Source organism: Legionella anisa, from assembly GCF_001467525.1.
GTDB lineage: Bacteria > Pseudomonadota > Gammaproteobacteria > Legionellales > Legionellaceae > Legionella > Legionella anisa.
The window spans coordinates 18,873-42,560 of sequence record NZ_LNXS01000043.1 but is presented as its reverse complement, the minus strand read 5'-3'; the positions used below and the strand labels follow the sequence as shown (position 1 = coordinate 42,560).

Here is a 23,688-nt window from a genome sequence, read left to right as displayed (position 1 = left end):
AAAAAAAAGCATTCATTGCCTTGTTCGTATGCTTGCTTAAACTTTTTTGGTAAAAGAAAGCTCAATACGTGTTTTTTATTGACCAGAACACTTTGCAAATTTTAAGCAAAAAATGAAACATGTCAATTTATTTTAAAGCATATAATATTAATAGAGAACATAAATCCCGATAATTGAACTTTTCCTGGATTCTAGTCCAAAGAGCCTTTCATTCAAATGAGTTTTCATTTGATGCAGTCCAGTAGGCTTTCAGTTTTTTTGAGAGAACCAAACTTAGGATACGCAGGAAATAAAATCCAAAACAATTGGTGATTCATCAACATTACCTATTTTAGACAAAAGTTATTGACATAATATATAGTTCACTTGCAGTATGTGTTCATTTATTCCATACTTAGACTCAAAAAAGTCACATGGTTTTTTTATGCAAAAATGGTCGCCTACGTCTTGGCTCCAGTACTCGTATTTACAAGCTGCAGCTTATGCTGATAACGAACAGTTAAATAAAATTGTAGAGCAACTGAGCCTTTTACCTCCACTCGTTACGAGTAGTGAAGTAAAAAATTTAAGAAAAGAAATTGCACGTGCTGGACGTGGAGAAGCCTTTATTCTTCAAGGCGGTGACTGTGCTGAATCATTTAATGATTGTCGTTCAGAAATTATCAGCAATAAATTAAAAATCATTTTACAGATGAGCTTGATTTTATTGCATGGCTTACGCAAACCCATTATTCGTGTGGGACGCATCGCTGGACAATATGCAAAACCTCGTTCTTCAGATTACGAAACGATTGAAGGCGTTACCTTACCCAGTTATCGTGGTGATCTAGTTAATTCTCCAGAATTTACTCAGGAAGCTCGAGAACCCAATCCTCAATTATTGTTGCAAGCCTATAACTGCTCAGCGATTACCTTAAATTTTATTCGTAGTTTACTTGACAGTGGATTTGCTAGCCTGAATCATCCCCAACAATGGGATTTAGGTTTTGTTGAACATTCAAAGCAAAAAGAAGAATACCAAACTCTGGTTAAATCAATTGGTGATGCCTTGGACTTTTTAGATACCATTGACGGAATACAATCCAGTAATTTATCCAAGGTCGATTTTTATACCTCTCATGAGGCACTGCATTTGCATTACGAACAAGCATTAACTCGTCAAATGGAAGATGGTTTATGGTATAACCTTTCTACCCACCTCCCCTGGATTGGTATGCGTACTGCACAAATTGATAGCGCGCATTTGGAATTTTTACGTGGCGTAGAAAATCCAATTGGCATCAAAATCGGACCTGGAGCTACTCCTGAATGGCTGGAAGAAGTATTGAACAGAGCGAATCCCCAGCGCGAAGAGGGACGGCTTTTGTTGTTTACCCGCCTCGGCGCACGACACATAGATAAACTGCTTCCCCCGCTTATTGAAGCAGTGAGAAAAACAAAAATCCCAGTCACCTGGTCCTGTGATCCCATGCATGGTAATACAGAAACTACAGAACATGGCATCAAAACACGTCACTTTGATAATATCCTTTTAGAACTCAAACAAGCCTTGGAAATTCATCGCAATATGGGTAGTTATCTTGGTGGTGTTCATTTTGAACTGACTGGCGATAATGTTACTGAATGTATTGGCGGTGCACGCGGGTTAGCAGCCGATGATCTGAAAAAAGCCTATCATAGCCTGGTTGATCCCCGACTCAACTACGAACAGTCAATAGAAATGGCCATTCAGTTGAGCAGGCAGTTTAGGAGTGAATAACGCTCTATTTACCAAGAATATTAGGGTCTGTTTACATTTCTACTATCTTGGCCAAAATGACCTGATTTTCTGCGCTGGTATGCGCAAATACTCCATGTATGCCGCGCTTCGATGCTCGAAAATCAGGCCATTTTGACTCAATCTAGTGAAATGTAAACAGGCCCTAGCGCTGCCAAAATAAAAGCATAGCTGAATTTACCTATGTTTTCCCGAGTTAAAAAATCCTGTAGTTTCAAATGGTGTCATTTTCATAGAGAAGATTATAAAATAGTACCCGCAAGATATAGTGGCGTTTTAAAACAATGCCCATCTACCACATTCATTAAGGAGGGCTCTTTTAACAATGAGCTTCACTTCTGACTCAAAAATAATTACAAAGAATACGTTTTTCCTATATTTTAGGATGCTATTTTGTATGGCGGTTAATTTGTATACTTTGCGTATTGTATTGAATACATTAGGTATTTCTGATTATGGTATTTATGGGATAGTTTCAGCGATAACTGTATTTTTTTCTTTTCTCAAGAACTCGATAAGTGGTGCCACTTCGCGTTTTTTGACCTTTGAATTAGGATGTAATAATTCAGAAAAATTGAAAAAAAATTTCTCCGCTGCATTAACTATTCATGTATTGATTGCAGGTATTATATTTATATTAACTGAAACGCTGGGATTATGGGGGCTGGAAAATAAAATTGTTATTCCTATAGAGCGCATGTCTGCCGCAAATTGGGTATTCCAATTATCTATGATCAGTTCAATGGTTTCTGTAATTCAAGTACCCTACAGTGCCATGATTATTGCACATGAAAGAATGAATGTGTATGCATACATAGAAATATTAAATTATACATTGCAATTAATAGCGGTTTACCTTTTGTCAGCGATTGGTAGTTTTGATAAATTAATTTTATATGCCGCTATGCTCTTAGGCGTATCATTCTTTATTACATTGGTATATAAGTTTTATTGTGTAAAAAACTTCTCAGAGTGTAAATATAAATTTAGCTGGGAGAAGGAAATTATCTATCCAATATTAAAGTTTTCTGTTTGGGATTTATACGGCAATATGGCTGTTGTAGCAAAATTACAGGGTATAAATATACTTTTCAACATATTCTTTGGTGTGGCAGTAAATTCCGCCTATAGCATAGCTACTCTGGTAGATAGTGCAATAATAAATTTTTCAGGAAACTTTCTAGCAGCGGTTCGTCCGCGACTCGTGAAATATTATGCTGCAAATGAAATAGCGAGAATGGAGCACTTGATAATTAATTCAGCTAAAATATCATTCTTTCTTCTTTTTTTTATATCCCTTCCCCTTATCATTGAGAATCACTTTATACTTCATTTTTGGTTAAAAAATGTACCTGATTACACTGTATCATTTTGCCAATTAAACTTCATAAATAGTTTGCAAGCATCTATATTTTTTGTTCTTATATTTGCTATTCATGCAACAGGAAAAATAAGATCATTTAGTTTTATCTCGGGTAGTATTTATTTATCAGTGATACCCATTTCATATTTTTTATTGAAAGCAGGATATTCGCCAATAGTACCATTTATAGCGAATACTATTTTATTTGTATTCTACTTTGCTGCATCTTTAATTATGACTCATTTATTAATCCCTCAATTTTCCCTCAGTCGGTTTGTATTTAAAGCTGTTTTTATTTGTTTTGCAACGATGCTGGTAGCCTCCGTATTTCCAATTTATCTGCACTATTGTTTTGTAGAGGGATGGTTGCGATTTATTATTGTGGTGGTAATCTCTATCGTCTCAATCGCTGTCTCGGGATACTTTATTATGTTAAATCAGGAAATGAGGCAACAAGTACGAAGAATAGTTTTTAGTAAAGTAAGTTTTAGGAAATTGAGCAATGAATACACCTAAAATATCAGTTATAGTACCTGTATATAATACGGAAAAACTTCTTCCAAGAGCATTGCGCAGTATTTTGTCTCAAACATTTACTGATTTTGAAGTATTATTGATTAATGATGGTTCCACAGATAATAGCAGAAAAATATGTGATGAATATGCGAAAAAGGATAGTAGGATAAAGGTGTTTCATAAAGAAAATGAAGGCGTTGGAAGTGCGCGGCAATTGGGCCTTACAGAAGCTAAAGGAGTTTACTCCACTCATGTAGACAGTGATGCTTGGATTGAGCCTAATATGTTATTGGATATGTATGAAAAAATAACAACAGAAGACAGTGATATTTTAATAACAGATTATTATTTAGATAACAAGTACATCCCACGTTGCTCTTCTTCATTGAAAACAATAGCTCTTGCAGAAGATATACTGCGTTTTAAAGCACCGGGTTCTGTATGGGGCGTTTTGATAAAACACAAGGTGTATTTCGGATATAATATTTCTTTTTCTCGAACAGTTTACTGTGGGGAAGATATTTTAGCTTTGGTGGAGCTGCTCTTGAATGAGCCAAAAATAAGTTTTTTGCCACAAGCATATTACCACTATTCCCAAGATAATAATAATTCTCTAACCCGGAAGGAAAAGAGCATAGATACATTATATAATCGAAGCATATTCCTGCGTGAATTAAAATCAATCCTTGTCAAATATAACCTCAATGTATCCCTGATGAGTAATTTCGATGTTGGCTATAGATTAGTTACGATTCGTAGCGGCTTACTTTCAGAAAAAGAATACAAATTATTATTTATTGAAAATAACTATCAATATGATTGGAATGTTTTTGGTTTTTGGCAATATGTATGTTTAAAACTGACAGAAAGACTTAATTATAAGGTCGGGATGAAGCTGTACAAAACACTTTACGCTCTTAAATGCATCTCTTTAAAATTCATGGATATTATCCTTTTGAAAGTCATGATGCAAAAATATAAAAATCTCAAAGGGCTTGCCGTAATTGACAAATGACGTTCGCTTCAAAATGAACCAAATAGCGAACCCAGAACGATCACGAAACCAAGCGCAATAATTGCTCCAATAATTCCCACTACCAGAATATCAAGATAACTTTCGCGATGCGTTGATTGGCATACTGCTAGAAGCGTTACAACAGCTCCATTATGCGGAAGGCTATCCAGTGTGCCTGATGAAATCACAGCGACGCGATGCAATAATGCAAGATCAATTCCGTATTCCTGTGCCAAGGTCAAATAAGTACTGCCAAGCGAATCAAGCGCGATAGAAAGTCCACCAGATGCAGAACCTGTGACCGCAGCGAGTAGGTTGGTTGCTGTTGCAATTGACACCAATGGTCCACCGCCTATTCCCAAAACCCAATCACGCACCATGCCAAATACAGGAAGTGATGCAATCACTGCACCAAAACCAACTAAGCTTGCAACGCTTAAAGCAGGTAAGACAGATGCATTCGCACCCGCATCGATTGTCTCTCGCAATTTGGGGAGCCGTTTGCGATTGATGATGATCACAACCAAAATTGCTGCAGTTAGAGCGGTAACAACAGACCATACGCCAGCAACTGCTGAAAGAGAGGTCGCCCCCCATTTTTCCTCAGACAAAAATGAAAAATCAAGACGTGGGAGTATGATGAAGGCCATTAAGAAATTGACACTAACAACAATGATAATTGGTAAAACAGCAAGAATAATGGAAGGCGAATTCTTACTATGAAATCCATGCATAATCTCTGCCGTATCAAATTCATGAGCTGTGGTAGCTCGCTCGCGAATAAGTTGATTATTGACAATATTGTCGACTTCAGTGAGAGCACCATTACCAAATTGTTCGCTTTTGGATTTGGCAGCAGTCTCTCAGCTCTTTTGAGCCACCACATTCCAAATAAGAGCATCACAGCTGAGGCAATGATTCCAAGACCTGGTGCTGCAAATGGCGTTGTGCCTAAAAAAGGCATGGGGATAGCATTTTGTATCGATGGTGTTCCTGGTAAAGCGGACATCGTGAATGTAGAAGTTCCTAGCACAATCGCAGCGGGCATAAGCCTGCGTGGAATAGCAGCAGCTTGAAATAAAGATTGGCTCATTGGTGCAAGCACGAAAAATGCAACAAACAAGCTTACCCCTCCATAAGTCACTAATGCTCCGGCTAATACAACAGCCAATATGGCATGTTTTGTCCCAAACCTCTGTGTCATAAAATCTGCAATTGCCGAAACAGAACCACTGTCATCCATTAATTTACCGAACAGTGCACCCAACAAAAATAATGGAAAGTATTGAGCAAGAAAATGAGCGGTACCCCCCATGAATGTTTGTGTCCAGCTGGCAAGCAAAGGCTCACCAGAAAAAAGCGCAGAAACTAATGCGGCGGCAGGTGCGAGAAGCAATATACTCCAGCTATGAAATGCCAAAGCGATAAGTAATAATAGTCCAAGTAAAATCCCGAGGATTCCCATGAACTAAACTCCTTCAAGCAATACATCGAGATCAAGTGATGAACGTCGGCCAAGGTTATTCGCATGCTCCTTAAGAAAAGCTTCAGCAGCCCGACGCCCTTCATCTCGAAGCATGAGCAAAAAGTCCCATTCAGCATTGAGCTTGGAGGAAGAACCGAGTTCAAGCATGATGTCGCTACTTACCCGGTGTATTCGCATGCCTGCCCATTTTGCCCCTTCGGAGTTATCTGGATGTGCCAATTGTCGTAATAAAGCAATCATACGAAGTTCTTTGAGTAACACTGCGTTGAACGATACTTCGTTCAATCGATTGAGGATATCTTTTGCTGATTGAGGAAAACCTGGCCGTGTTACAGGATTAATTTGTACTAAAATCGTATCTTGCGATTTACATTCTCGTACAAGCGGTGTAATTGTGGGATTTCCTGAGTACCCGCCGTCCCAGTAGTGCTCTCCATTGATCTCAACCGCCTTGAACATGGTAGGTAGGCATGCCGATGCAAGAAGTACCTCAGGCGTGATTTCGTTATTGCGAAATACTCTTCCTTTGCCAGTACTCACATTTGTCGCAGTAACGAATAATTTAATTGAACTTCGCGATAATCGTTTAAAATCAATGGTTTTTGCTAAAATATCGCGGAGTGGATTTATCCCTAATGGGTTAAGATCGTATGGAGAAAACAATCGCGACATGATGTCCATGGTGATGAAAAAAGGAGAATGATCAAGCGACCATTGTCCCAGAAGAATATCGAGAGGACTGCGTTGTAAGAGGCTAAAACGTGCTGCTTCAGAGACGCTCTTCCAGAACAATTCAAGTGAATTGCGTGCTCCTTCAGGACCGTCTTTGGCATAACCATGAACAAGCGCTACAGCATTCATAGCACCAGCAGATGTACCCGAAATACCATCGATTTGCAGCTTTTTTTCTTCTAACAAACGATCTAATACGCCCCATGTAAAAGCACCATGAGCTCCACCGCCTTGCAGAGCCAAATCAATAAGAATGTCATCAGCATTTTTTTGAGAGCGGGTCATAATGGACGACATCCTTTTCTTTGATTAAAAATCAATTACTTGGAAATTATTATGACATAAACTATTCCATTTAACATAGTGGTGGGGTCAAAAAAATTCGGAACAGAATTTGGACTTATATGCAGGCTAATCAGTGTAGTAATAAATTAATAATAGAATGGCTTATTGTACGATAGTCATCATAGTTACCAAATGAAAGGTATAAAACGAGTCGTGACTTTTTTTGCTACGCCGTATATTAAGGTAAGAATATTCATAGGATCCGAGGGACTTAATTCAAGTATGATAGCCCGGCTCGTAGTAATGTAGCCTGGGTACAGGCAAAGCCGTAACCCGGGTTCCGCTTCGCTGCACCCAGGCTACAATTAAGATCATTTTTGATGATAATAAGGGCTAAACTCATGAACAGCTTCAATCATGGCAGCAACATGTTCTGGGGGTACATCAGGAGTTATACCATGGCCAAGATTGAAGATATGTCCTGAACCTGAGCCGAAGGATGCCAATACTTTTTTTACATGTTCCCGAATACATTGCTTCGAAGTCAACAATACAGAAGGGTCAAGGTTTCCCTGCAACGCGACATGATTACCCACTCTTTGCCGAGCCTCACCCAAATCACATGTCCAATCAACTCCCAAAGCATCACACCCCGTAATCAGCATTTTTTCTAACCATTGACCGCCACCTTTGGTAAATAAAATAACAGGTATGTCGGGATAATGTGCTTTAATTTGATGGACAATCTTCTGCATATAATCTAGGGAAAATTTTTGATAATTTTCTGGTGTTAAAATTCCGCCCCAGGTATCAAAAAGCATGACCGAATTCACACCCGCCTTAATTTGCTCAATAAGGTAAGTCGCTACTGATAGTGCCAATTTATGCAACAATATATGAGCGGCTTCACTTTCGGTATAGATCAAATGCAAAATACGCTTAAAGTCTCTAGTGCTTTTACCTTCAACCATATAACACGCCAAAGTCCATGGACTACCTGCAAAACCAATTAAAGGAAGCTCTTTTGGCATTTCTCGACGAATAAGCCGCACTGCATTCATTACATAAGCTAAGGACTCTGTCTCGGGGAGTTGTAAGTGAGTAATGGCCTGCGCATCGTGTATGGGGCGATGAAAACAAGGCCCCTCACCTTCAGAAAAATATAAACCTAGTCCCATTGCATCAGGAATTGTCAGAATATCAGAAAATAAAATAGCTGCATCAAGAGCATAACGACGCAAAGGCTGTAAAGTAACCTCGCAAGCAAGTTCAGGATTCTTGCAAAGGCTTAAAAAATCACCCGCCTGCTCCCTAGTTTTTCGATACTCAGGTAAATATCGTCCTGCTTGGCGCATCATCCATACTGGAGTTCGCTCCACAGGTTGTCTTCTTAAAGCACGGAGGAACAGAGATTGATTCAGATCATACATCATGTTATCCCAACATCATCAAAATGCTCTAATGCTAACATACTTACACTAATATCCACTCTAAATTAATGCAAAAATGACTCTGAAGCGCATTGAAAAACATGATCTCACCCGCATTTTGCAACCCCATACATAAACATTAACTCGACTAAGGCTCGAGACTAAGCATCGAATTGGGGTTACATAGGAGTAACTATTTCGATAAAATCAATAAATCGTTTTTTGGCAGGCAGAGATAACATTGGATACTTTAATTATAAAAGCCCTTAATGTAAGTACTAAAATTGGCGTTTACGAATGGGAGCAACGCATTAATCAACAATTATTAATTGATATTAGTGTTGAAACTGATTTCAGTACATGTCAGGAAGATTTGACTCAAACCATAGATTACGAAGCACTTTGTAACAGTGTGACTCTGTATGTTGAATCAAAATCATTTCAACTCATTGAAACAGTAGCTAATGAAGTCGCAGATTTAATCAAAAAACAATTCAAAGCCCCCCAAATTACAGTGGGAATTAGTAAACCTCATGCAATCAAAAATGCAGGAAACATTCAGGTGGTTGTTCGTCGTTAAACAAATCCTGGCTGCTGCACTTCGTTGTATCAGTATATTGTAGCCTGGGTGCAGCGCAGCGGAACCAGGGAATTGCAGCATTAATGATCCCGAGTTCCGCTGCGCTGCACCCAGGCTACAATGCATCTCTAATGTGCTGTCTCTTAGTCACAAGTTAAAATTCTTGGGGAAAAGTCAGATTTGAGCGCCAAATATGGCTTTTCGGTGAGTTGTGTATAGGATTCAGCCTAATGTGAACGATCCTTCATGACCTTGTTCCATGGAAACAAGCCCTAAACTTAGCCAGCGCTGGTAACCATCCCATTCAGATGCTCATTTCTGGCTAAAATCATTTGAGCCTGTTGGGCAAGTGCTCGATTAGGATAAGGTCCTACTACTACCCGGAACCAATTACCTTTTGTAGCATGACTTACAGGAACAATGTATACACTAAACCCTTTAAGTATCAATGTACCTTTCATTTGTTCTGCATCTTTGCGTGCTTTAAAAGAGGCAACTTGCACCAAAAACTTTCCTCTTTCTGTTGAAGAAGCAGGTTTTGCTGTAAGTGTTTTATTAATCGCTCCAGGGTATTGTTGGGCTTTAGAAGTATTTGTTCTTGCTGAGGCTACCGCTGTAGTTGCTGCACTAGCGACATTGACAGATGTTGTCTTAAGCGTTGATGTAGAAGCTGTTGGTATTGTAGAGGTAGTTACGGATGCAGCTGCATTGGCAGAAGGTTGAACTGATGCCGTAGAATTTGCATTGGCTTGTGAACTAGGAACTTTTTCATTAGCCAGAAGAGTATAAAACTCAAATTTTGGTTTCGGCGGTATTACTGCGCGCTGTGCCTCTGGTTTAACCGATTCTTTTTTTATTTCTTGATGAGCCAAAACTTGGGAATTTACCCAGTGGCTTATGGTTTCAATATCGAAAAAAGAAGCAGTCAAATAACCCAATAAAAAAGTAAACGTACTCACTAGAAGTTGATGCGGTGCACTACTCCGCGACCGCGAAGAACGCCTATTTCCATATTCTCTTGTCATCACATACTCTCAGGTGCTGAAACGCCCAATAAGTCCAAACCATTCTTTAATACCTGACGTACCGCCTCTAGTAAGCATAGGCGTGCGCATCGTAATTGCTCTTGCTCACACAAAAGCTGAACGGCATTATAATAACTATGTAAGCCATTGGCTACTTCACGTAAATAATACGCTACTTGATGAGGCTCACAATACGCAGCCGCTAATTCCACAATTTCCGGATATCGACTGATTAAAGAAATCAAATGAGCCTCATGTGGTTGATCCAACAAATCAATATTCTGTAGTCCAATTGCTTTATCCCAAAGCAAACCGCGTTCCTTTAATTGTCTTAATACAGAGCATATTCTGGCATGAGCATACTGAATATAATAGACCGGATTATCACTTGACTCTGATTTTGCCAAGTCCAAATCAAAATCCATATGTTGCTCTGATTTACGTGCCACATAAAAGTAACGCGCCGCATCATTTCCTACTTCATGGCGCAGTTCTCTTAAAGTGACAAAAGAACCACTGCGCGTCGACATTTGGACCCGTTCAGAACCACGATATAAAATGGCAAATTGAACTAATAATACATCCAGTGCGCTTTCATCATGTCCCAAAGCCTTAACTACGGCACGCAACCGCGTGATATAACCATGATGATCCGCCCCAAAAATATCAATTACCCGATCATATCCTCTATCATATTTATTCCAATGATAGGCAACATCTGAAGCAAAATATGTGGTTTGGCCATTGGCACGCACCAGTACTCGATCTTTTTCATCGCCAAAATCGGTTGCTTTAAACCAAAGTGCCCCTTCTTTTTCAAAAGTATGACCACTGTCTTTAAGCGCCTGAATGCCTTTTTGAATTGAGCCATCTTCAAATAAAGATTGTTCTGAGAACCAGTTCTCGTAGGCCACGCCAAACTCCGCAAGATCATCTTTAATATCATCAAGAACAGTATTTAACGCATGTTGATGAAACAGAGCAAAAACATCCATACCCAAAAGTTGTTTCGCACGAGAGACCAAAGCATCAATATAAACTTCTTTATCGCCACCATGAGGCTCATCAAGGGGTAAGTCTTCTGCCACAGTAGTCCATGGATGTACATATTCCTTACCATGCTTTGCCCAAAATTCCTGCGCTATTTCGGAAACATAATCACCTTTATACGCATTGGCAGGAATAACAACAGGTTCACCAGCAAGCTCCAGATAACGTAACCACACACTGGCTGCAAGAATGTTCATTTGTCTTCCAGCGTCGTTGACATAATATTCTAATGTCACGTCATAACCTGCAGCTTTTAGGACATTTCCCAAAGTAGCGCCAAAAGCAGCACCTCTCCCATGGCCTACATGCAAAGGACCTGTTGGGTTAGCAGAAACAAATTCAATCAATACTTTTTGATTTTGGCCAATCGCGCTACGTCCAAACTGCTCTTCCTTATCCAGTATTTCGCCAATAATTTGTGAGCGCGAACTGCTGCGTATAAAGAAATTAATAAATCCAGCCCCAGCAATTTCTACTTTTTCCACAGCAGGCTCAACAGGGAGAGCCTGGACTAAAAGTTCTGCTATTTTGCGCGGTGCTTGACGGCACGGTTTTGCTAAAATTAAGGCCAAATTACTGGCATAATCACCATGAGCGGAATCTTTTGCACGGTCAACCTTAATCTCAATGTCCAAATCAGGAGGAACATCACCTGACTTTTGTAATGACATTAAAGCGTGTTTTAAAAGCTGCTCTACAGTTTGTTTCATGGACTCGGTTTCCATCAAAAATGATGCTATTATGCGCTTTTTTGTGCCATATGAAAAGGTTTTATATCCTCAATACAGCACAATTTACTGTCTTGCTAAAACAGCAAATTGTTACCGTCCTAACTATGAGTTACACTTAAAATACCATCATTCCAAATTATTAAATACTGTGTTATCTAACTCTTGCGAATCACTAACGGGTATCGGACCAACACTTGCAGCAAAACTTGCCAAATGTGGAATTCACTCAGTGCGAGACTTACTGTTCCACCTGCCATACCGTTATCAAGACAGAACCCGAATAACACCTATTCAAGATTTACGTCCCAATGATTGGTGTGTCATTGCCGGGCGAGTATGTAAAACAGAAATTAAAACCGGTAAGCGTGCCATGTTACATTGTTACATTGAAGATAAAACAGGCATAATAAAACTGCAGTTTTTTCATTTTAATAAAAATCAAATCAATAATCTAAATAACAGCACAATGATTCATGCATTTGGAGAAGTACGCGAATTCAATAATACTCTGATTATGACTCATCCTGAATATCAGTTACTCGATGATGAAAATGAATGTCAGGTTAATGAAACACTTACTCCAATTTACCCAAGTACACAAGGCTTAAGTCAAACACGCTTAAGACAGTTGGTACTTGTTGCCTTAAAAAGTTGTAAACAGGAACTTCAGCAATTGGAATGGATGAATCCAGAACAATTGCAGACCAATAATTTTTTTCCGCTGGGAGAAGCAATTCAATTATTGCATAATCCCCCTCCGGATATCTCGGTGCAATCGCTCGAAGAAGGTCAACATCCTGCCCTAAAACGGTTGGTTTTTGATGAATTGTTAGCACAGCGCCTCAGTATGCAATTCGCCAGGGAATCACGAAATGCGTTACACGCTGTCGCATTGCCGGCAGATCAAAACTTGAACCAACGTTTTTTAGACTCGCTTCCATTTACCCTCACTAATGCCCAGCATAGGGTTGCCCAGGAAATCAGCCAAGATTTAATGCAAATGAAACCCATGTTGCGCTTGGTACAAGGCGATGTAGGAGCAGGAAAAACCATTATTGCGGCTCTGGCAGCATTACAAGCGATTGCTAATGGACAACAAGTTGCCTTTATGGCACCAACTGATTTATTGAGCGAGCAACATGCTAATAATCTTATCCATTGGCTTGAACCCTTGGGAATCAAAACAATACGACTCAGCGGAAAAATGAAACTTAGCGAACGGCGTATGGCATTTGCTGCACTGGCGGATCACAGCTGCCAGTTGATTGTTGGCACTCATGCTTTATTTCAAGAATCAGTGAGCTTTGCTCGCTTAGGTCTAGTCATTATTGATGAACAACATCGATTTGGAGTAGAACAAAGGTTGCTTTTGCAACAAAAAGGACAACAGGATCAACTCATTCCTCATCAATTATTAATGACCGCCACCCCTATCCCAAGAACACTATCCATGACTCACTTTGCCCATTTGGATATCTCGATTATCGATGAATTACCACCCGGACGCACACCCATAGCTACGGCTGTATTAAGCCAGAGTAAACGGGAAACTGTCATTAATCGATTACAAGTTGCCATAGCCAGCGGACGTCAAATTTATTGGGTTTGTACACTCATTGAAGAGTCAGAAAAACTGCAATGTATGGCTGCTACTGAAACAGCACATACATTACAAGAACAACTTCCCGAGGCTCGTGTAGGCTTGGTGCATGGACGGATGAAACCTTTAGAAAAAGAAGCAACTATGGCCGCATTTAAATGTGGCGAAATAAATTTACTGGTTGCCACAACAGTGATTGAAGTTGGTGTGGATGTCCCTAATGCCAGTCTTATGATTATTGAAAATGCAGAGCGTCTGGGTTTATCCCAACTTCATCAATTACGCGGCCGAGTAGGAAGAGGCACCACACAATCTCATTGTATTTTGCTTTATCAATCACCCCTTTCACAACAAGGTGCTGAACGATTAAAAATAATGCGTGCAACCAATGATGGATTTATTATTGCTGAGAAAGATATGGAGTTAAGGGGGGCAGGCGAAGTACTTGGCACCCGACAAACAGGATATCGGCAATTTAAAATCGCTGATATCCAGCGTGATCGCAACCTGCTCCCTCTTTTGCCCGCTACAGCAAAAGAGCTTTTACAAAGCTCGCCGCAAATTGCTCGTGATATCACCCAGCGATGGCTGGGAAATTTTGAACAATTTTTACAAGGATAAAAATATTTTTTAAAATAGCCAAGTCAAGACTGTTTTTTATTTTTTTCTTTGTTAATATGGCTAGGCAGATTTTCAATTCCTCAAAACCACACATTGTGGATAACTTTATCTAATTAAGTTCATATCCCAAATAAAATCATCACACATATCCCCAAAGATTCTTAATTCTACAAGGCTTATCTACACTTCAATTTTGTCATATCAGAAAATCAATTATCCACAAAATCTGTGGATAATTCTGTGTAAAGGATGTAGAACACCTTATAAAATCAGACTTATTTGTGGCTGCTTTATAACTTTACAAAGCGCGCTTAAAATTTCATTTAAGCATTTGGCAATTTTATTTTTCGTGGGGTCTACAAATGGATAAATCTTACACATTAAAAAATGAATGGATCTACATAAAAAATATTTTTTAAAATACCAAAGTCAAGACTGTTTTTTATTTTTTTCTTTGTTAAGATAGTCATGCAGATTTACTGCTCTTCAAAAACATATCCTGTGGATAACTTCTCTTGCCATATCCTTTCATAAAAGCCCAACATACGAACAATTTGCAGAAAATCCTTATTTTATAAGAGCCTTCGTCTATTTAGTTCTTATGATATCTAAATTTATTTATCCACAAAATCTGTGGATAATCCTGTGAACATGATGTAAAACACCTTATAAAATCAGCCCAATGTGAACCTGCTTCAGAACTTTCCAAAGTGTTCTCTGAAGTTTTTAATTTTGGAGACCATCCTAAATTGTAATTTTTTTTCTCATCGGGAAATGGGCATATTTTAGGCATCATAAAATAAATTCATTTCCCGTTAAAAATTTTTTAAAAATACCAAAGTCAAGACTGTTTTTTATTTTTTTCTTTGTTAAGATAGTCATGCAGATTTACTGCTCTTCAAAAACATATCCTGTGGATAACTTCTTTTGTTATATTGCTTAATAGAAGCTCAATCTCACATAAATTTCGTATAATTCCTTAATCTATAAGGACTATCATCCATTTAATTTTTATGATGTCTAAATCATTTATCCACAAAATCTGTGGATAATCCTGTGAACATGATGTAAAACAGCTTATAAAATCTCCCCTCTTTAGAGGGCAGCAGAATATCCCAGAACAATTCCATTCAATGTAAGTTTTAATATAAAAAAATTCTAAACCATGTTTAAATAGAACACTAAAATATAGATGAAACTGAACCTAGGATTTTGTGAGAAAAGCAAGAGCTCACTCTCACTTTGACCCAGGTTATAATATTTAAAAACACAATATGGCCCAGCACGACAGATATTGGCAAGCAAAAAAAGTAACCCTTTTGGGGGCTATTTCAAATGCGCTACTCGGCATTATAAAACTCATTGGCGGATATTTTTTTCATTCCCATGCGCTTGTTGCAGATGGAGTACATTCCTTATCAGATCTCATAACGGATGCGATGGTTTTATTTGCATCTAAATATGGCAGTCTTGATGCAGATGCAAGTCATCCTTATGGACATCAACGCATCGAAACCGCTGCGACTTTATTACTCTCTCTTCTACTTATTTTCGCGGGTGTTGGTATCGCTTGGGATTCAATATATGATTTGCTTCATTTCAATTATCTTGTGCCAAATTGGTTAACCCTTCCCATAATTTGCATTTCCATCATGAGCAATGAAATTTTGTTTCACTATACTCTGTTCATTGGAAGGCGTATTAATTCTAAATTAATTACAGCAAATGCCTGGCATCATCGTTCCGATGCGGCCTCCTCATTGGTTGTTTTAATAGGCTTAATTGGCAGTATCTCAGGATTTAGCTATCTTGATGCCGTAGCAGCCATTATAGTCGGTCTCATGATTGTAAAAATGGGTTGGAACTATGCTTGGAATAGTGTCAAAGAGTTGGTAGATACCGCAGTCAGCCCAGAACTATTGACGCGAATTGAAGAAGTAATTCAAAATGTAGATGGTGTTGAAAAAATTCATCAATTGCGTAGTCGCTCCATGGGAGAAGATGTATTAATTGATGTACATATACTCGTTTCACCTAAAATATCGGTGTCTGAAGGTCATTATATAGCACAACATGTTCACCATGCACTCACAGATCAAATAGAAAGTGTCAAAGATGTGATAGTTCATGTTGATCCTGAAGATGACGAAAGCTTTTGTCCCTCCTTGCATTTACCCAGCAGAAAGGTATTAAACGAATTATTATTAAATGAAGTACATATTGATTTCCCTCAAATTTTATTTTGGAATTTACATTATCTGGATGGCAAAATAGGGATAGATATAATCTGTGATGAAACATTCTCTAAGTGGCAAGAATTGCATAATCGAGTGATTTTAGCGTTAAAATTGCAGTCTGATATTGTAGAAGTTCGTTTATTTAGCTTGCATGAAGCCATGCATCACAACTAAACTACGGGATTTGATTAAGTCTGGTTGTAGACCTAGGTTATTGTAACCTGGGCGCAATAAAGCGAAACCCGAGTTGAATAAGTACACTTAAACCAATGGTTTTCCCTTTGCTGCACTCAGGATACAATAATCCAAGCAACAATCTCAATGATAAAACTCTAGAATAAATAACAGGATAAACGATGGTATCAGCTACCAGTTTAAAGATTTTTTTTGCATTTTCCATCTTTGTAGTCATATTACTTGCGGGCTGGTATCCCTTTAAGAAACGTATTAAAGATGATCGACATATTGATTTTCCTGTGGGAGAAACCCTGGCTACTGGGGTATTTTTGGGAGCAGGTTTATTGCATATGCTTCCAGATGCAAATTCTTTATTTAAAAAAATGGGATACAACTACCCTTTCGCCTTTATCATTACTGGAGCAGTATTCCTGATTTTTCTTTGGTTCGAACATTTAGGCAAAGAACTCTACCATCATAATACGAAACATCCTGCGTTTGCCCTTTTAGCATGGGGAATGCTCTCAGTTCACTCTATAATGCTGGGCGCCGCCTTAGGATTGGCGCAATATAACTCAATGATTATTATGATTTTTCTTGCAATTATCACCCATAAATGGGCCGAAAGCTTTGCAGTCGCAGTTCAATTAAATAAAAGTTCGATGAGTATGAACACCAGCCTTACTTTTTTTATTTTATTCAGCTTGATGACCCCTTTGGGTATCTATTTGGGATGGTATTTTGGTCATGGAGTTGAAACGAACTCTCTTTTTGATCCCATTTTAATCGCCGCGTCAGCAGGAACATTCCTCTATCTGGGAACTCTGCACGGTTTAGAACGCTGTGTCATGGTAGAGCGCTGCTGTAATCTTAAAGATTTCAGCTTCGTGATTATAGGCTTCACACTGATGGCTTTGGTGGCTGTGTATGTCTAATTTTCTACAACAAAAACCCATTATCCTCGCTTCAAGTTCATCAATAAGATTAAAATTATTACAGTCTCTTGGTATTGAATTTTCAGTGGTTCCTTCACATTGTGATGAAGAGGCAATTAAAAAATCCTTCAAATCAAATAGTGCATTGGAATTAGGCTATGCACTTGCAGCAAGTAAGGCATTGGAAGTTAGCCAGCACCATCCTGAACACTTTATTATCGCAGCAGATCAACTGTGCCTGTTGGGACAAACCCTGCTGAATAAGCCCTTGAACCATCATACAGCCATGGAGCATCTGCGTTTATTAAATGGTAAAGAGCATCTGCAAATTGCCTGCCTTTGCATTGCAAAAAATAACGAACTGCTCTGGCAACACCATGAAACAGCCTACTTAACCTTGCACCAATTAAGTGAAAAAACCATTGAGACTTACTTAAACAGTGAAAAACCTTATAATAGTTGCGGTGGTTATCAATATGAAAGCCAAGGTAAATGGTTATTTAAAGAGGTTCAGGGCAATGAAGATACCATTTTAGGTTTACCTTTACTTCCTTTATCCAGCGCTTTAATGAAACTTGGTGCAGTTAGTTTCTGAGCCGTTCCTTGCAGCCCTGGTGAAGCAACTGACTCTTAGTCACATCTCTGCCTACGCCCCGCGGACAAGCCCTGAGAGTTCCTCACAGGGACAAGCCGCGGGGCGTCGGGGGTAGAGCTGGACTGGTTTTCAGTGATGTGTAGAAAATTCAGGTGAAGCAAAGCGGAACCTGGAAAATAAATCTCATTCATCCTACGCTCCGCTTTGCTTCACTTAGGCTACAATTGCTCCAGAAATATACTCAAACATCACCTTGATGAATTATTGTATTTATTAAGATCATTTTGTTATGATTCTTTATCATTTTGCTGAGGGTTGAGAAAAAAATGGAAGGAAAAATTGAAAAACCTGTTGCAGAAACACCTAGATTAAGTTTGTTTGAATTTAAAACTAAATTCACAAACCATATAAAAACATGTGCAATTTTTAAATTAAATTCTGAAAGAAGAATTGCTGAGTTAGAATTAAACAATGATCATGATGCCCTTATTGAGTTACATGAGCAGATGATGGTAACAGTTAGAGAACAAATCACTGTTTATCAAGGAAAATTAAAAGAAGCCGAATATTATTACGAAGAATGGACTCTTCAGGAACGCATTACTAATGAAATTGCCAGACAAAACAGGTACCTGGAAAAGTTAGAATTACAATTGTCTCAAATCAAATCTTTAAAATTTTTATTCTCTTTAAACCCACTTGAATTAGTTCAGGAAGCGCTAAAAAATAAATACTCAGCACTTCTTATTATCAAAAATCCAACGCTGATCGCCAAAATTTCCAACGATCAAATGCTACTTATGACGCATCAAGACGTGGAAATCATTAAGTCTCTAGCCTCTATTGTAGCGACACGTGAATACACGTTTGCAACGCCCAATATTTTTGCTGCACTCAGACAACACGTTCAAGCTGAGTCGGATCAACGCTTTATTGTAGAAAAAGAAAATGCAGCAATCCGTAATTTGTTACTCAAAATTAATAATTATCTCGATAAAAAAATAGAGAAGGCTTTAAATGGAAATGCTAATCCATGGGCTTTGGGCTATTTTGGGTCACGCCATCAACTTGATAAAGGCGATAAAAAAGTATCTGTACCGCAAGGTATTTATGAATTAAAAGGACATCTAAATCAACTCGACAAAATCCTCCCGAGCGACATCTTAACCAAAATGCAAAATACACTTCAGGTAAAGAATGTAGAAAGTAAGGATGAATCCTTGTTTCAACAGTTTAAACGACTTATAAGTTATCTTTTTGGATACGCTCAATCAGAACAGACCATAAAAGAATATGAATATCTTGAGCAAGTCACAATAGGAAAACAATCTATCTCTTGACAAAGCAAGTACATATCAAAACAATACCTCAATTTGAAAAGAAGACTTACCGCTTTTCAAATTAAAAAATTGTCACCATTCAGGAGTATGTTTGAATCTTGGTGAACGGTTAAATTTGAGCGCAGGTTGCGCGAAATGCAGCCGTTCGGTGAATGGTGCGTGAACACTTACAAAAAATTTCAATCGTAATTGGGACTCAACATGCACATTACAAAAATTCAAGCTCGTGAAATTCTGGACTCTCGTGGTAACCCTACTGTTGAAGCAGACGTTATTTTAAAAAATGGAACCCAAGGAAGAGCCAGTGTTCCGTCAGGAGCATCAACAGGAAGTCGGGAAGCCTGTGAACTTCGTGATGGTGATGCAAAACGTTACAATGGCAAAGGTGTACAACACGCAGTCGCTCATGTGAATCATGAAATAAATCAAGCGTTACATCTTTTTTCCGTTGAAGATCAGGACGCTTTAGATAATAAATTATGTCAATTAGACGGCACAGAAAATAAATCACGTCTTGGAGCAAATGCCATTCTTGCTGTCTCTCTTGCAGCTGCAAGAGCGCGGGCAAATGAACATAAGTTGCCCTTATATGCCGCATTAAACCAGGGTGAGAAAATGTGCATGCCCGTACCCATGATGAATATTTTAAATGGAGGCGCACATGCAGACAATAATGTGGACATTCAAGAATTCATGATTATGCCTGCAGGAGCTGTCGATTTTCCCACAGCATTGCAAATGGGTACTGAGATTTTTCATGGCTTGAAATCCGTTTTAAAAAAGCAAGGCTTGAATACTGCGGTAGGAGATGAAGGAGGTTTTGCACCCAATATAAAATCGAACCGTCAAGCGCTTGATCTGCTTTGCGAAGCAATTGAAAAAACGGGATTTAAGTTAGGCGATGAAATAGTGCTTGCTTTGGATGTCGCTGCTTCCGAGCTGTATGAACAAGGCGTTTATCATATGGCCTCTGAAAATCAAAAATTTACCTCAATTCAACTTATTGATTATTATACAAATCTTGTTGCTAATTATCCTATAGTAAGTATTGAAGATGGTTTGGATGAAAAAGATTGGAGTGGCTGGAACCATTTGACTGCTCAATTAGGAGAAAAAATTCAATTAGTAGGTGATGATGTATTTGTTACTAATCCCAAAATTCTGCAAGAAGGTATTACTCAAAAAGTAGCTAATGCCATCCTGATTAAAGTCAATCAAATTGGAACTTTGAGTGAAACGCGACAAACAATTCAATTAGCCCACCAAAATGGATATCGTTGCGTGATGTCACATCGCTCAGGTGAAACAGAAGATACGTTTATCGCAGATCTTGCAGTTGCTACGGGTTGTGGTCAAATTAAAACAGGATCATTGTGTCGCACTGATCGTGTTGCAAAGTACAATCAATTATTACGCATTCATGAAATGGCCGCATTACCTTATGCAGGTAAATCCATATTAAAAAGATAAATTGAGGACCCTGGTTAAGTGTAAAATCGGTCGTCACGCGGATATTGTCATTCCTTGCGAAGGGTGGGAATCCATCTATAATTGAGCACATTGCCAATATAAAGATAGATCCCCACCTGCGTACACAACTGTCGGTTTCTGTCGCAAAAATAAAATCACATCTTTATTCCATCCCAATCGGCTGTACAAACTTGATGCAATTGGTCATATTTGATACAATAAGCGCGCATTTTCAATATGCGAGTAAAAATTATGGAAAAATTTGCTTGGTTTAGCGTAAAAATTATTAAAGGTGCAGTCCGTTTACTGATCATGGTGTTGATAAACAACATGGACGCATAATGGTCACTTGGAGTTCGAATAACCATCTTGGATGGTGAATAATTATGGAAGCGATAAAAACGGCCAAAATTTTTAAATTCGATTTAAACTGAGGATTATGATAATGACCAAAATATTAGTACTTGATATAGATGAAAATTTAATGATATTGCATAGACCAAATCAACGGCATAATCTTACAGAAACTGCAAAAGAAACTCTAAGTCTAGAAAATGATACAAATGGTTTTTTAAAAAAACCCCAGTTAATAGAAAATGTCCCCTTATCACGGGTAGAAGACTATTCAATAATCGCTTTAAGCAGGAATGAATGGGAAAAAATAGTTAAAAAAATAGATAAAGTAAATAAAGCCGCTATTAAAAGAGATGGTCAGCCAGCAATTATTGTTAAATTCATGACAGCTGGAGGCTATGATAAAATAGCGTTCTTAAATAATGTGTTCAGCACGTTCTATTACAAAAAAGATGAAGAAAAAATAGCAAGGCGCGTAAAGAGAGGGCAATTTGAATTTTTTAATGCCAGAGATATAAAGAAATTATGGCAAGAAAATTCTTATCTTGAAAGAGATATGATAAAATCAAGACTGCTGGAACAGAAATTTCCCGAATGGCAGAAGCAATATCCAAAAATAGATAAAAAAGATATCATTTTAATTGATGATAACAAGGAGATCATTAAAAACGCGGTTATAATAGGGTTTTCTGCTCTTCATAATCCTACTTCTAAATCACAAGATACAACCGATGCAGATTATAAAACTGCTGGACCAGAATTTTTTGCAAAACTTGAAAATGTAGTTAATGAAGTTGCTAAAGAATTCCCTATTCATAAAAAAGCATCAAAGAAAACGTCTTCTTATGCATTTTTTAGTGATGCTGAGCAAGCAGCTGCTCAGGCAAGAATTCTGGACAAGTTTGCACCGTAAGTCCATAGAACTGTTCAAAACAGTATGATTAGACGTAACCAATGATATGGACTCATCCTATCACTGGTTACAAATGCTCTTAGCTTGACAACGATGATCTGAAGAGGCCAGTATAGAGCTGCTTTTTCCTTGGATTCACCTGATTCCTCTATGCTATCTTTCTTAATCCTCCACAAAATGGATGTTGGTATTGTATTTAGTACGATTGAGGCAAAAACTGCTTCGAAACACTTTAATATTTGGCTCATTAGCAAATACCCTACGTGCAAATTCATTGTAATGATTCATATCTGATACATGTATTATTAATAGATAATCGGTTTCTCCTGAAACAAAATAACATTGCTTTACCTCTTCTTGCTCCGCCATTTTGCGCTCAAAATGAGCCAATAAATCTTCTCTTTGCTTTTCCAAAGTAATATTTGCAAAAACAATGAGTCCGCGGCCAGCCTTAAAAGGGTCGACCAGAGAAACATCCTTCACAATGATACCCTCATCACGTAATCGTTTTACACGACGAAAACAAGGAGGAGCGGAAATCCCAACTTTTTCAGCAAGAGCTAGATTGGTAATTTGATTGTCTTTCTGCAATAAATTCAAAATTTTTCGATCAATTTTATCTAAATATACCGGATCAGTCTTATTTTCCAATGTACTTTTATCACCATTTTTTTTCATATATTACCCAAAAATCAAAATTAAACATTATAAAATGAAATAAAATATCATTAAATTAAAAATTTATTTATTTTTATTTCATGATAAATTCTCCAATCCATTGACAAGACTTAAAAGGAAACAATTGTGATAAGAATGGCGCATATTGATGAAATAAATATTCTAACCCAGCTCATTGAATATTCAACCCGTGGATTAAGCCAAGAAGACTATACGAGCCAAGAAATTGAAGGTGCAATTCATTTTATTTTTGGTGTGGATAAAGAACTTATTAAGGATCAAACCTACTATGTTATAGAAAAAGAAGGCGATGTCATTGCTTGTGGTGGATGGAGTAAACGAAAAACCCTGTTTGGTGGAGATCAATGTAGAGCTCGTGTGGACGGTTTTTTAAATCCGCAAACAGATTATGCCAAGATCAGAGCTTTTTTTGTCCATCCACACCATGCTCGGCAGGGCCTTGGAAAAATGCTCCTGGAGCACTGTGAACAACAAGCTTTACTTCATGGGTTTACAAAAATGGAAATGATGGCAACCCTGCCCGGTGCAAAACTGTATGAGATTTGCGGCTATCAAATCATTGAACCAGAATATTTTGCTCTCCCCGACGGGAAAAGATTTAAAATGTTAAAAATGATAAAGCATTTATAAACACCCGTGTCGAGAAGAGAACTATTCAGGTATGTGCGTTATGTGAAGTTACCAACTTATATGGAGTAGCCTGGGTGCAGCGCAGCGGAACCCGGGTTTCGCTGCGCTGCACCCAGGCTACATTTTG

Annotated in this window: 19 protein-coding genes; 12 read left to right on the top strand and 7 right to left on the bottom strand. The window is 38.2% G+C overall.

Features of this window, described 5'->3' with window-relative positions:
- The first annotated feature begins 424 nt into the window (after positions 1-424).
- The 3 genes from Lani_RS13910 to Lani_RS13900 all read left to right on the top strand — a co-directional run bounded on the left by Lani_RS13910 (position 425) and on the right by Lani_RS13900 (position 4,671).
- The gene (locus Lani_RS13910; RefSeq protein ID WP_019234331.1) at positions 425-1,759 is read left to right on the top strand and encodes a 3-deoxy-7-phosphoheptulonate synthase class II; all 1,335 of its coding nucleotides are present in this window, start codon (positions 425-427) and stop codon (positions 1,757-1,759) included.
- A 427-nt stretch (positions 1,760-2,186) separates the two neighbouring features.
- Entirely contained in the window at positions 2,187-3,656 is a 1,470-nt protein-coding gene (locus Lani_RS13905) for an MATE family efflux transporter (RefSeq protein WP_152414832.1), read from the top strand.
- Positions 3,643-4,671 (top strand): glycosyltransferase family 2 protein, encoded by a 1,029-nt coding sequence (locus Lani_RS13900; protein ID WP_019234329.1) that lies wholly within the window; start codon positions 3,643-3,645, stop codon positions 4,669-4,671. Before Lani_RS13905 ends, Lani_RS13900 begins: the two co-directional genes overlap by 14 nt.
- 8 nt (positions 4,672-4,679) lie before the next feature.
- On the opposite strand, the gene Lani_RS20650 is transcribed toward Lani_RS13900, so the two are convergent.
- From Lani_RS20650 to hemE, 4 genes are all read right to left on the bottom strand, one after another.
- Positions 4,680-5,321: a GntP family permease gene (locus tag Lani_RS20650; RefSeq protein ID WP_202803975.1), complete on the bottom strand. Its 642-nt coding sequence runs from the start codon at positions 5,319-5,321 to the stop codon at positions 4,680-4,682.
- Positions 5,321-6,136: a GntP family permease gene (locus Lani_RS20645; protein ID WP_202803974.1), complete on the bottom strand. Its 816-nt coding sequence runs from the start codon at positions 6,134-6,136 to the stop codon at positions 5,321-5,323. Before Lani_RS20645 ends, Lani_RS20650 begins: the two co-directional genes overlap by 1 nt.
- 3 nt (positions 6,137-6,139) lie before the next feature.
- On the bottom strand, positions 6,140-7,174 hold the full coding sequence (locus tag Lani_RS13890; RefSeq protein WP_019234328.1) for a patatin-like phospholipase family protein: 1,035 nt from the start codon (positions 7,172-7,174) through the stop codon (positions 6,140-6,142).
- A gap of 371 nt (positions 7,175-7,545) precedes the next feature.
- Entirely contained in the window at positions 7,546-8,604 is a 1,059-nt protein-coding gene (hemE, locus tag Lani_RS13885) for a uroporphyrinogen decarboxylase (protein WP_019234327.1), read from the bottom strand.
- 241 nt (positions 8,605-8,845) lie between these two features.
- On the opposite strand from hemE, the gene folB reads away from it, so the two are divergent.
- Positions 8,846-9,184, top strand: a complete 339-nt coding sequence (folB, locus tag Lani_RS13880; protein WP_019234326.1) for a dihydroneopterin aldolase — start codon at positions 8,846-8,848, stop codon at positions 9,182-9,184.
- 278 nt (positions 9,185-9,462) lie between these two features.
- On the opposite strand, the gene Lani_RS13875 is transcribed toward folB, so the two are convergent.
- Together Lani_RS13875 and argS are read right to left on the bottom strand one after the other, a co-directional pair.
- Entirely contained in the window at positions 9,463-10,209 is a 747-nt protein-coding gene (locus tag Lani_RS13875) for an SPOR domain-containing protein (RefSeq protein ID WP_019234325.1), read from the bottom strand.
- Positions 10,209-11,969 (bottom strand): arginine--tRNA ligase, encoded by a 1,761-nt coding sequence (gene argS / locus Lani_RS13870; RefSeq protein WP_019234324.1) that lies wholly within the window; start codon positions 11,967-11,969, stop codon positions 10,209-10,211. The genes Lani_RS13875 and argS overlap by 1 nt, the downstream gene beginning before the upstream one ends.
- Before the next feature lie 169 nt (positions 11,970-12,138).
- Between argS and recG the strand changes: the two genes are divergently transcribed.
- The 7 genes from recG to Lani_RS13825 all read left to right on the top strand — a co-directional run bounded on the left by recG (position 12,139) and on the right by Lani_RS13825 (position 22,232).
- A complete protein-coding gene (gene recG, locus Lani_RS13865; RefSeq protein WP_040522910.1) occupies positions 12,139-14,211 on the top strand; it encodes an ATP-dependent DNA helicase RecG in 2,073 nt (690 codons plus the stop codon).
- A gap of 1,274 nt (positions 14,212-15,485) precedes the next feature.
- On the top strand, positions 15,486-16,622 hold the full coding sequence (locus Lani_RS13855; RefSeq protein ID WP_019234320.1) for a cation diffusion facilitator family transporter: 1,137 nt from the start codon (positions 15,486-15,488) through the stop codon (positions 16,620-16,622).
- Positions 16,623-16,804: 182 nt separating this feature from the next.
- Complete coding sequence (locus Lani_RS13845; RefSeq protein WP_019234318.1) at positions 16,805-17,560, top strand: ZIP family metal transporter; 756 nt, start codon at positions 16,805-16,807, stop codon at positions 17,558-17,560.
- Positions 17,553-18,155: a Maf family protein gene (locus Lani_RS13840; RefSeq protein WP_019234317.1), complete on the top strand. Its 603-nt coding sequence runs from the start codon at positions 17,553-17,555 to the stop codon at positions 18,153-18,155. Before Lani_RS13845 ends, Lani_RS13840 begins: the two co-directional genes overlap by 8 nt.
- Positions 18,156-18,481: 326 nt before the next feature.
- The gene (locus Lani_RS13835) at positions 18,482-19,495 is read left to right on the top strand and encodes a hypothetical protein (RefSeq protein ID WP_019234316.1); all 1,014 of its coding nucleotides are present in this window, start codon (positions 18,482-18,484) and stop codon (positions 19,493-19,495) included.
- Positions 19,496-19,696: 201 nt separating this feature from the next.
- A complete protein-coding gene (gene eno / locus Lani_RS13830; RefSeq protein ID WP_019234315.1) occupies positions 19,697-20,965 on the top strand; it encodes a phosphopyruvate hydratase in 1,269 nt (422 codons plus the stop codon).
- A gap of 445 nt (positions 20,966-21,410) precedes the next feature.
- Positions 21,411-22,232 carry a hypothetical protein gene (locus Lani_RS13825; RefSeq protein WP_019234314.1) on the top strand — a complete coding sequence of 274 codons (822 nt, stop codon included), beginning with the start codon at positions 21,411-21,413 and terminating at the stop codon, positions 22,230-22,232.
- Positions 22,233-22,394: 162 nt separating this feature from the next.
- Here Lani_RS13825 and Lani_RS13820 read toward each other — a convergent pair whose 3' ends face one another.
- Positions 22,395-22,910 (bottom strand): Lrp/AsnC family transcriptional regulator, encoded by a 516-nt coding sequence (locus Lani_RS13820; protein ID WP_019234313.1) that lies wholly within the window; start codon positions 22,908-22,910, stop codon positions 22,395-22,397.
- Positions 22,911-23,045: 135 nt separating this feature from the next.
- Between Lani_RS13820 and Lani_RS13815 the strand changes: the two genes are divergently transcribed.
- On the top strand, positions 23,046-23,561 hold the full coding sequence (locus tag Lani_RS13815) for a GNAT family N-acetyltransferase (protein WP_019234312.1): 516 nt from the start codon (positions 23,046-23,048) through the stop codon (positions 23,559-23,561).
- Positions 23,562-23,688 lie beyond the last annotated feature (127 nt).

Excerpts from the sequence above, each read along its gene's own strand:
- Lani_RS13910 (WP_019234331.1), top strand. The coding sequence starts at position 425 with ATGCAAAAATGGTCGCCTACGTCTTGGCTCCAGTACTCGTATTTACAA.
- Lani_RS13900 (WP_019234329.1), top strand. The coding sequence starts at position 3,643 with ATGAATACACCTAAAATATCAGTTATAGTACCTGTATATAATACGGAA.
- Lani_RS20650 (WP_202803975.1), bottom strand. The coding sequence starts at position 5,321 with ATGGCCTTCATCATACTCCCACGTCTTGATTTTTCATTTTTGTCTGAG.
- Lani_RS20645 (WP_202803974.1), bottom strand. The coding sequence starts at position 6,136 with ATGGGAATCCTCGGGATTTTACTTGGACTATTATTACTTATCGCTTTG.
- Lani_RS13890 (WP_019234328.1), bottom strand. The coding sequence starts at position 7,174 with ATGACCCGCTCTCAAAAAAATGCTGATGACATTCTTATTGATTTGGCT.
- hemE (WP_019234327.1), bottom strand. The coding sequence starts at position 8,604 with ATGTATGATCTGAATCAATCTCTGTTCCTCCGTGCTTTAAGAAGACAA.
- Lani_RS13875 (WP_019234325.1), bottom strand. The coding sequence starts at position 10,209 with ATGACAAGAGAATATGGAAATAGGCGTTCTTCGCGGTCGCGGAGTAGT.
- argS (WP_019234324.1), bottom strand. The coding sequence starts at position 11,969 with ATGAAACAAACTGTAGAGCAGCTTTTAAAACACGCTTTAATGTCATTA.
- Lani_RS13855 (WP_019234320.1), top strand. The coding sequence starts at position 15,486 with ATGGCCCAGCACGACAGATATTGGCAAGCAAAAAAAGTAACCCTTTTG.
- Lani_RS13845 (WP_019234318.1), top strand. The coding sequence starts at position 16,805 with ATGGTATCAGCTACCAGTTTAAAGATTTTTTTTGCATTTTCCATCTTT.
- Lani_RS13840 (WP_019234317.1), top strand. The coding sequence starts at position 17,553 with ATGTCTAATTTTCTACAACAAAAACCCATTATCCTCGCTTCAAGTTCA.
- Lani_RS13835 (WP_019234316.1), top strand. The coding sequence starts at position 18,482 with ATGGAAGGAAAAATTGAAAAACCTGTTGCAGAAACACCTAGATTAAGT.
- eno (WP_019234315.1), top strand. The coding sequence starts at position 19,697 with ATGCACATTACAAAAATTCAAGCTCGTGAAATTCTGGACTCTCGTGGT.
- Lani_RS13825 (WP_019234314.1), top strand. The coding sequence starts at position 21,411 with ATGACCAAAATATTAGTACTTGATATAGATGAAAATTTAATGATATTG.
- Lani_RS13820 (WP_019234313.1), bottom strand. The coding sequence starts at position 22,910 with ATGAAAAAAAATGGTGATAAAAGTACATTGGAAAATAAGACTGATCCG.
- Lani_RS13815 (WP_019234312.1), top strand. The coding sequence starts at position 23,046 with ATGGCGCATATTGATGAAATAAATATTCTAACCCAGCTCATTGAATAT.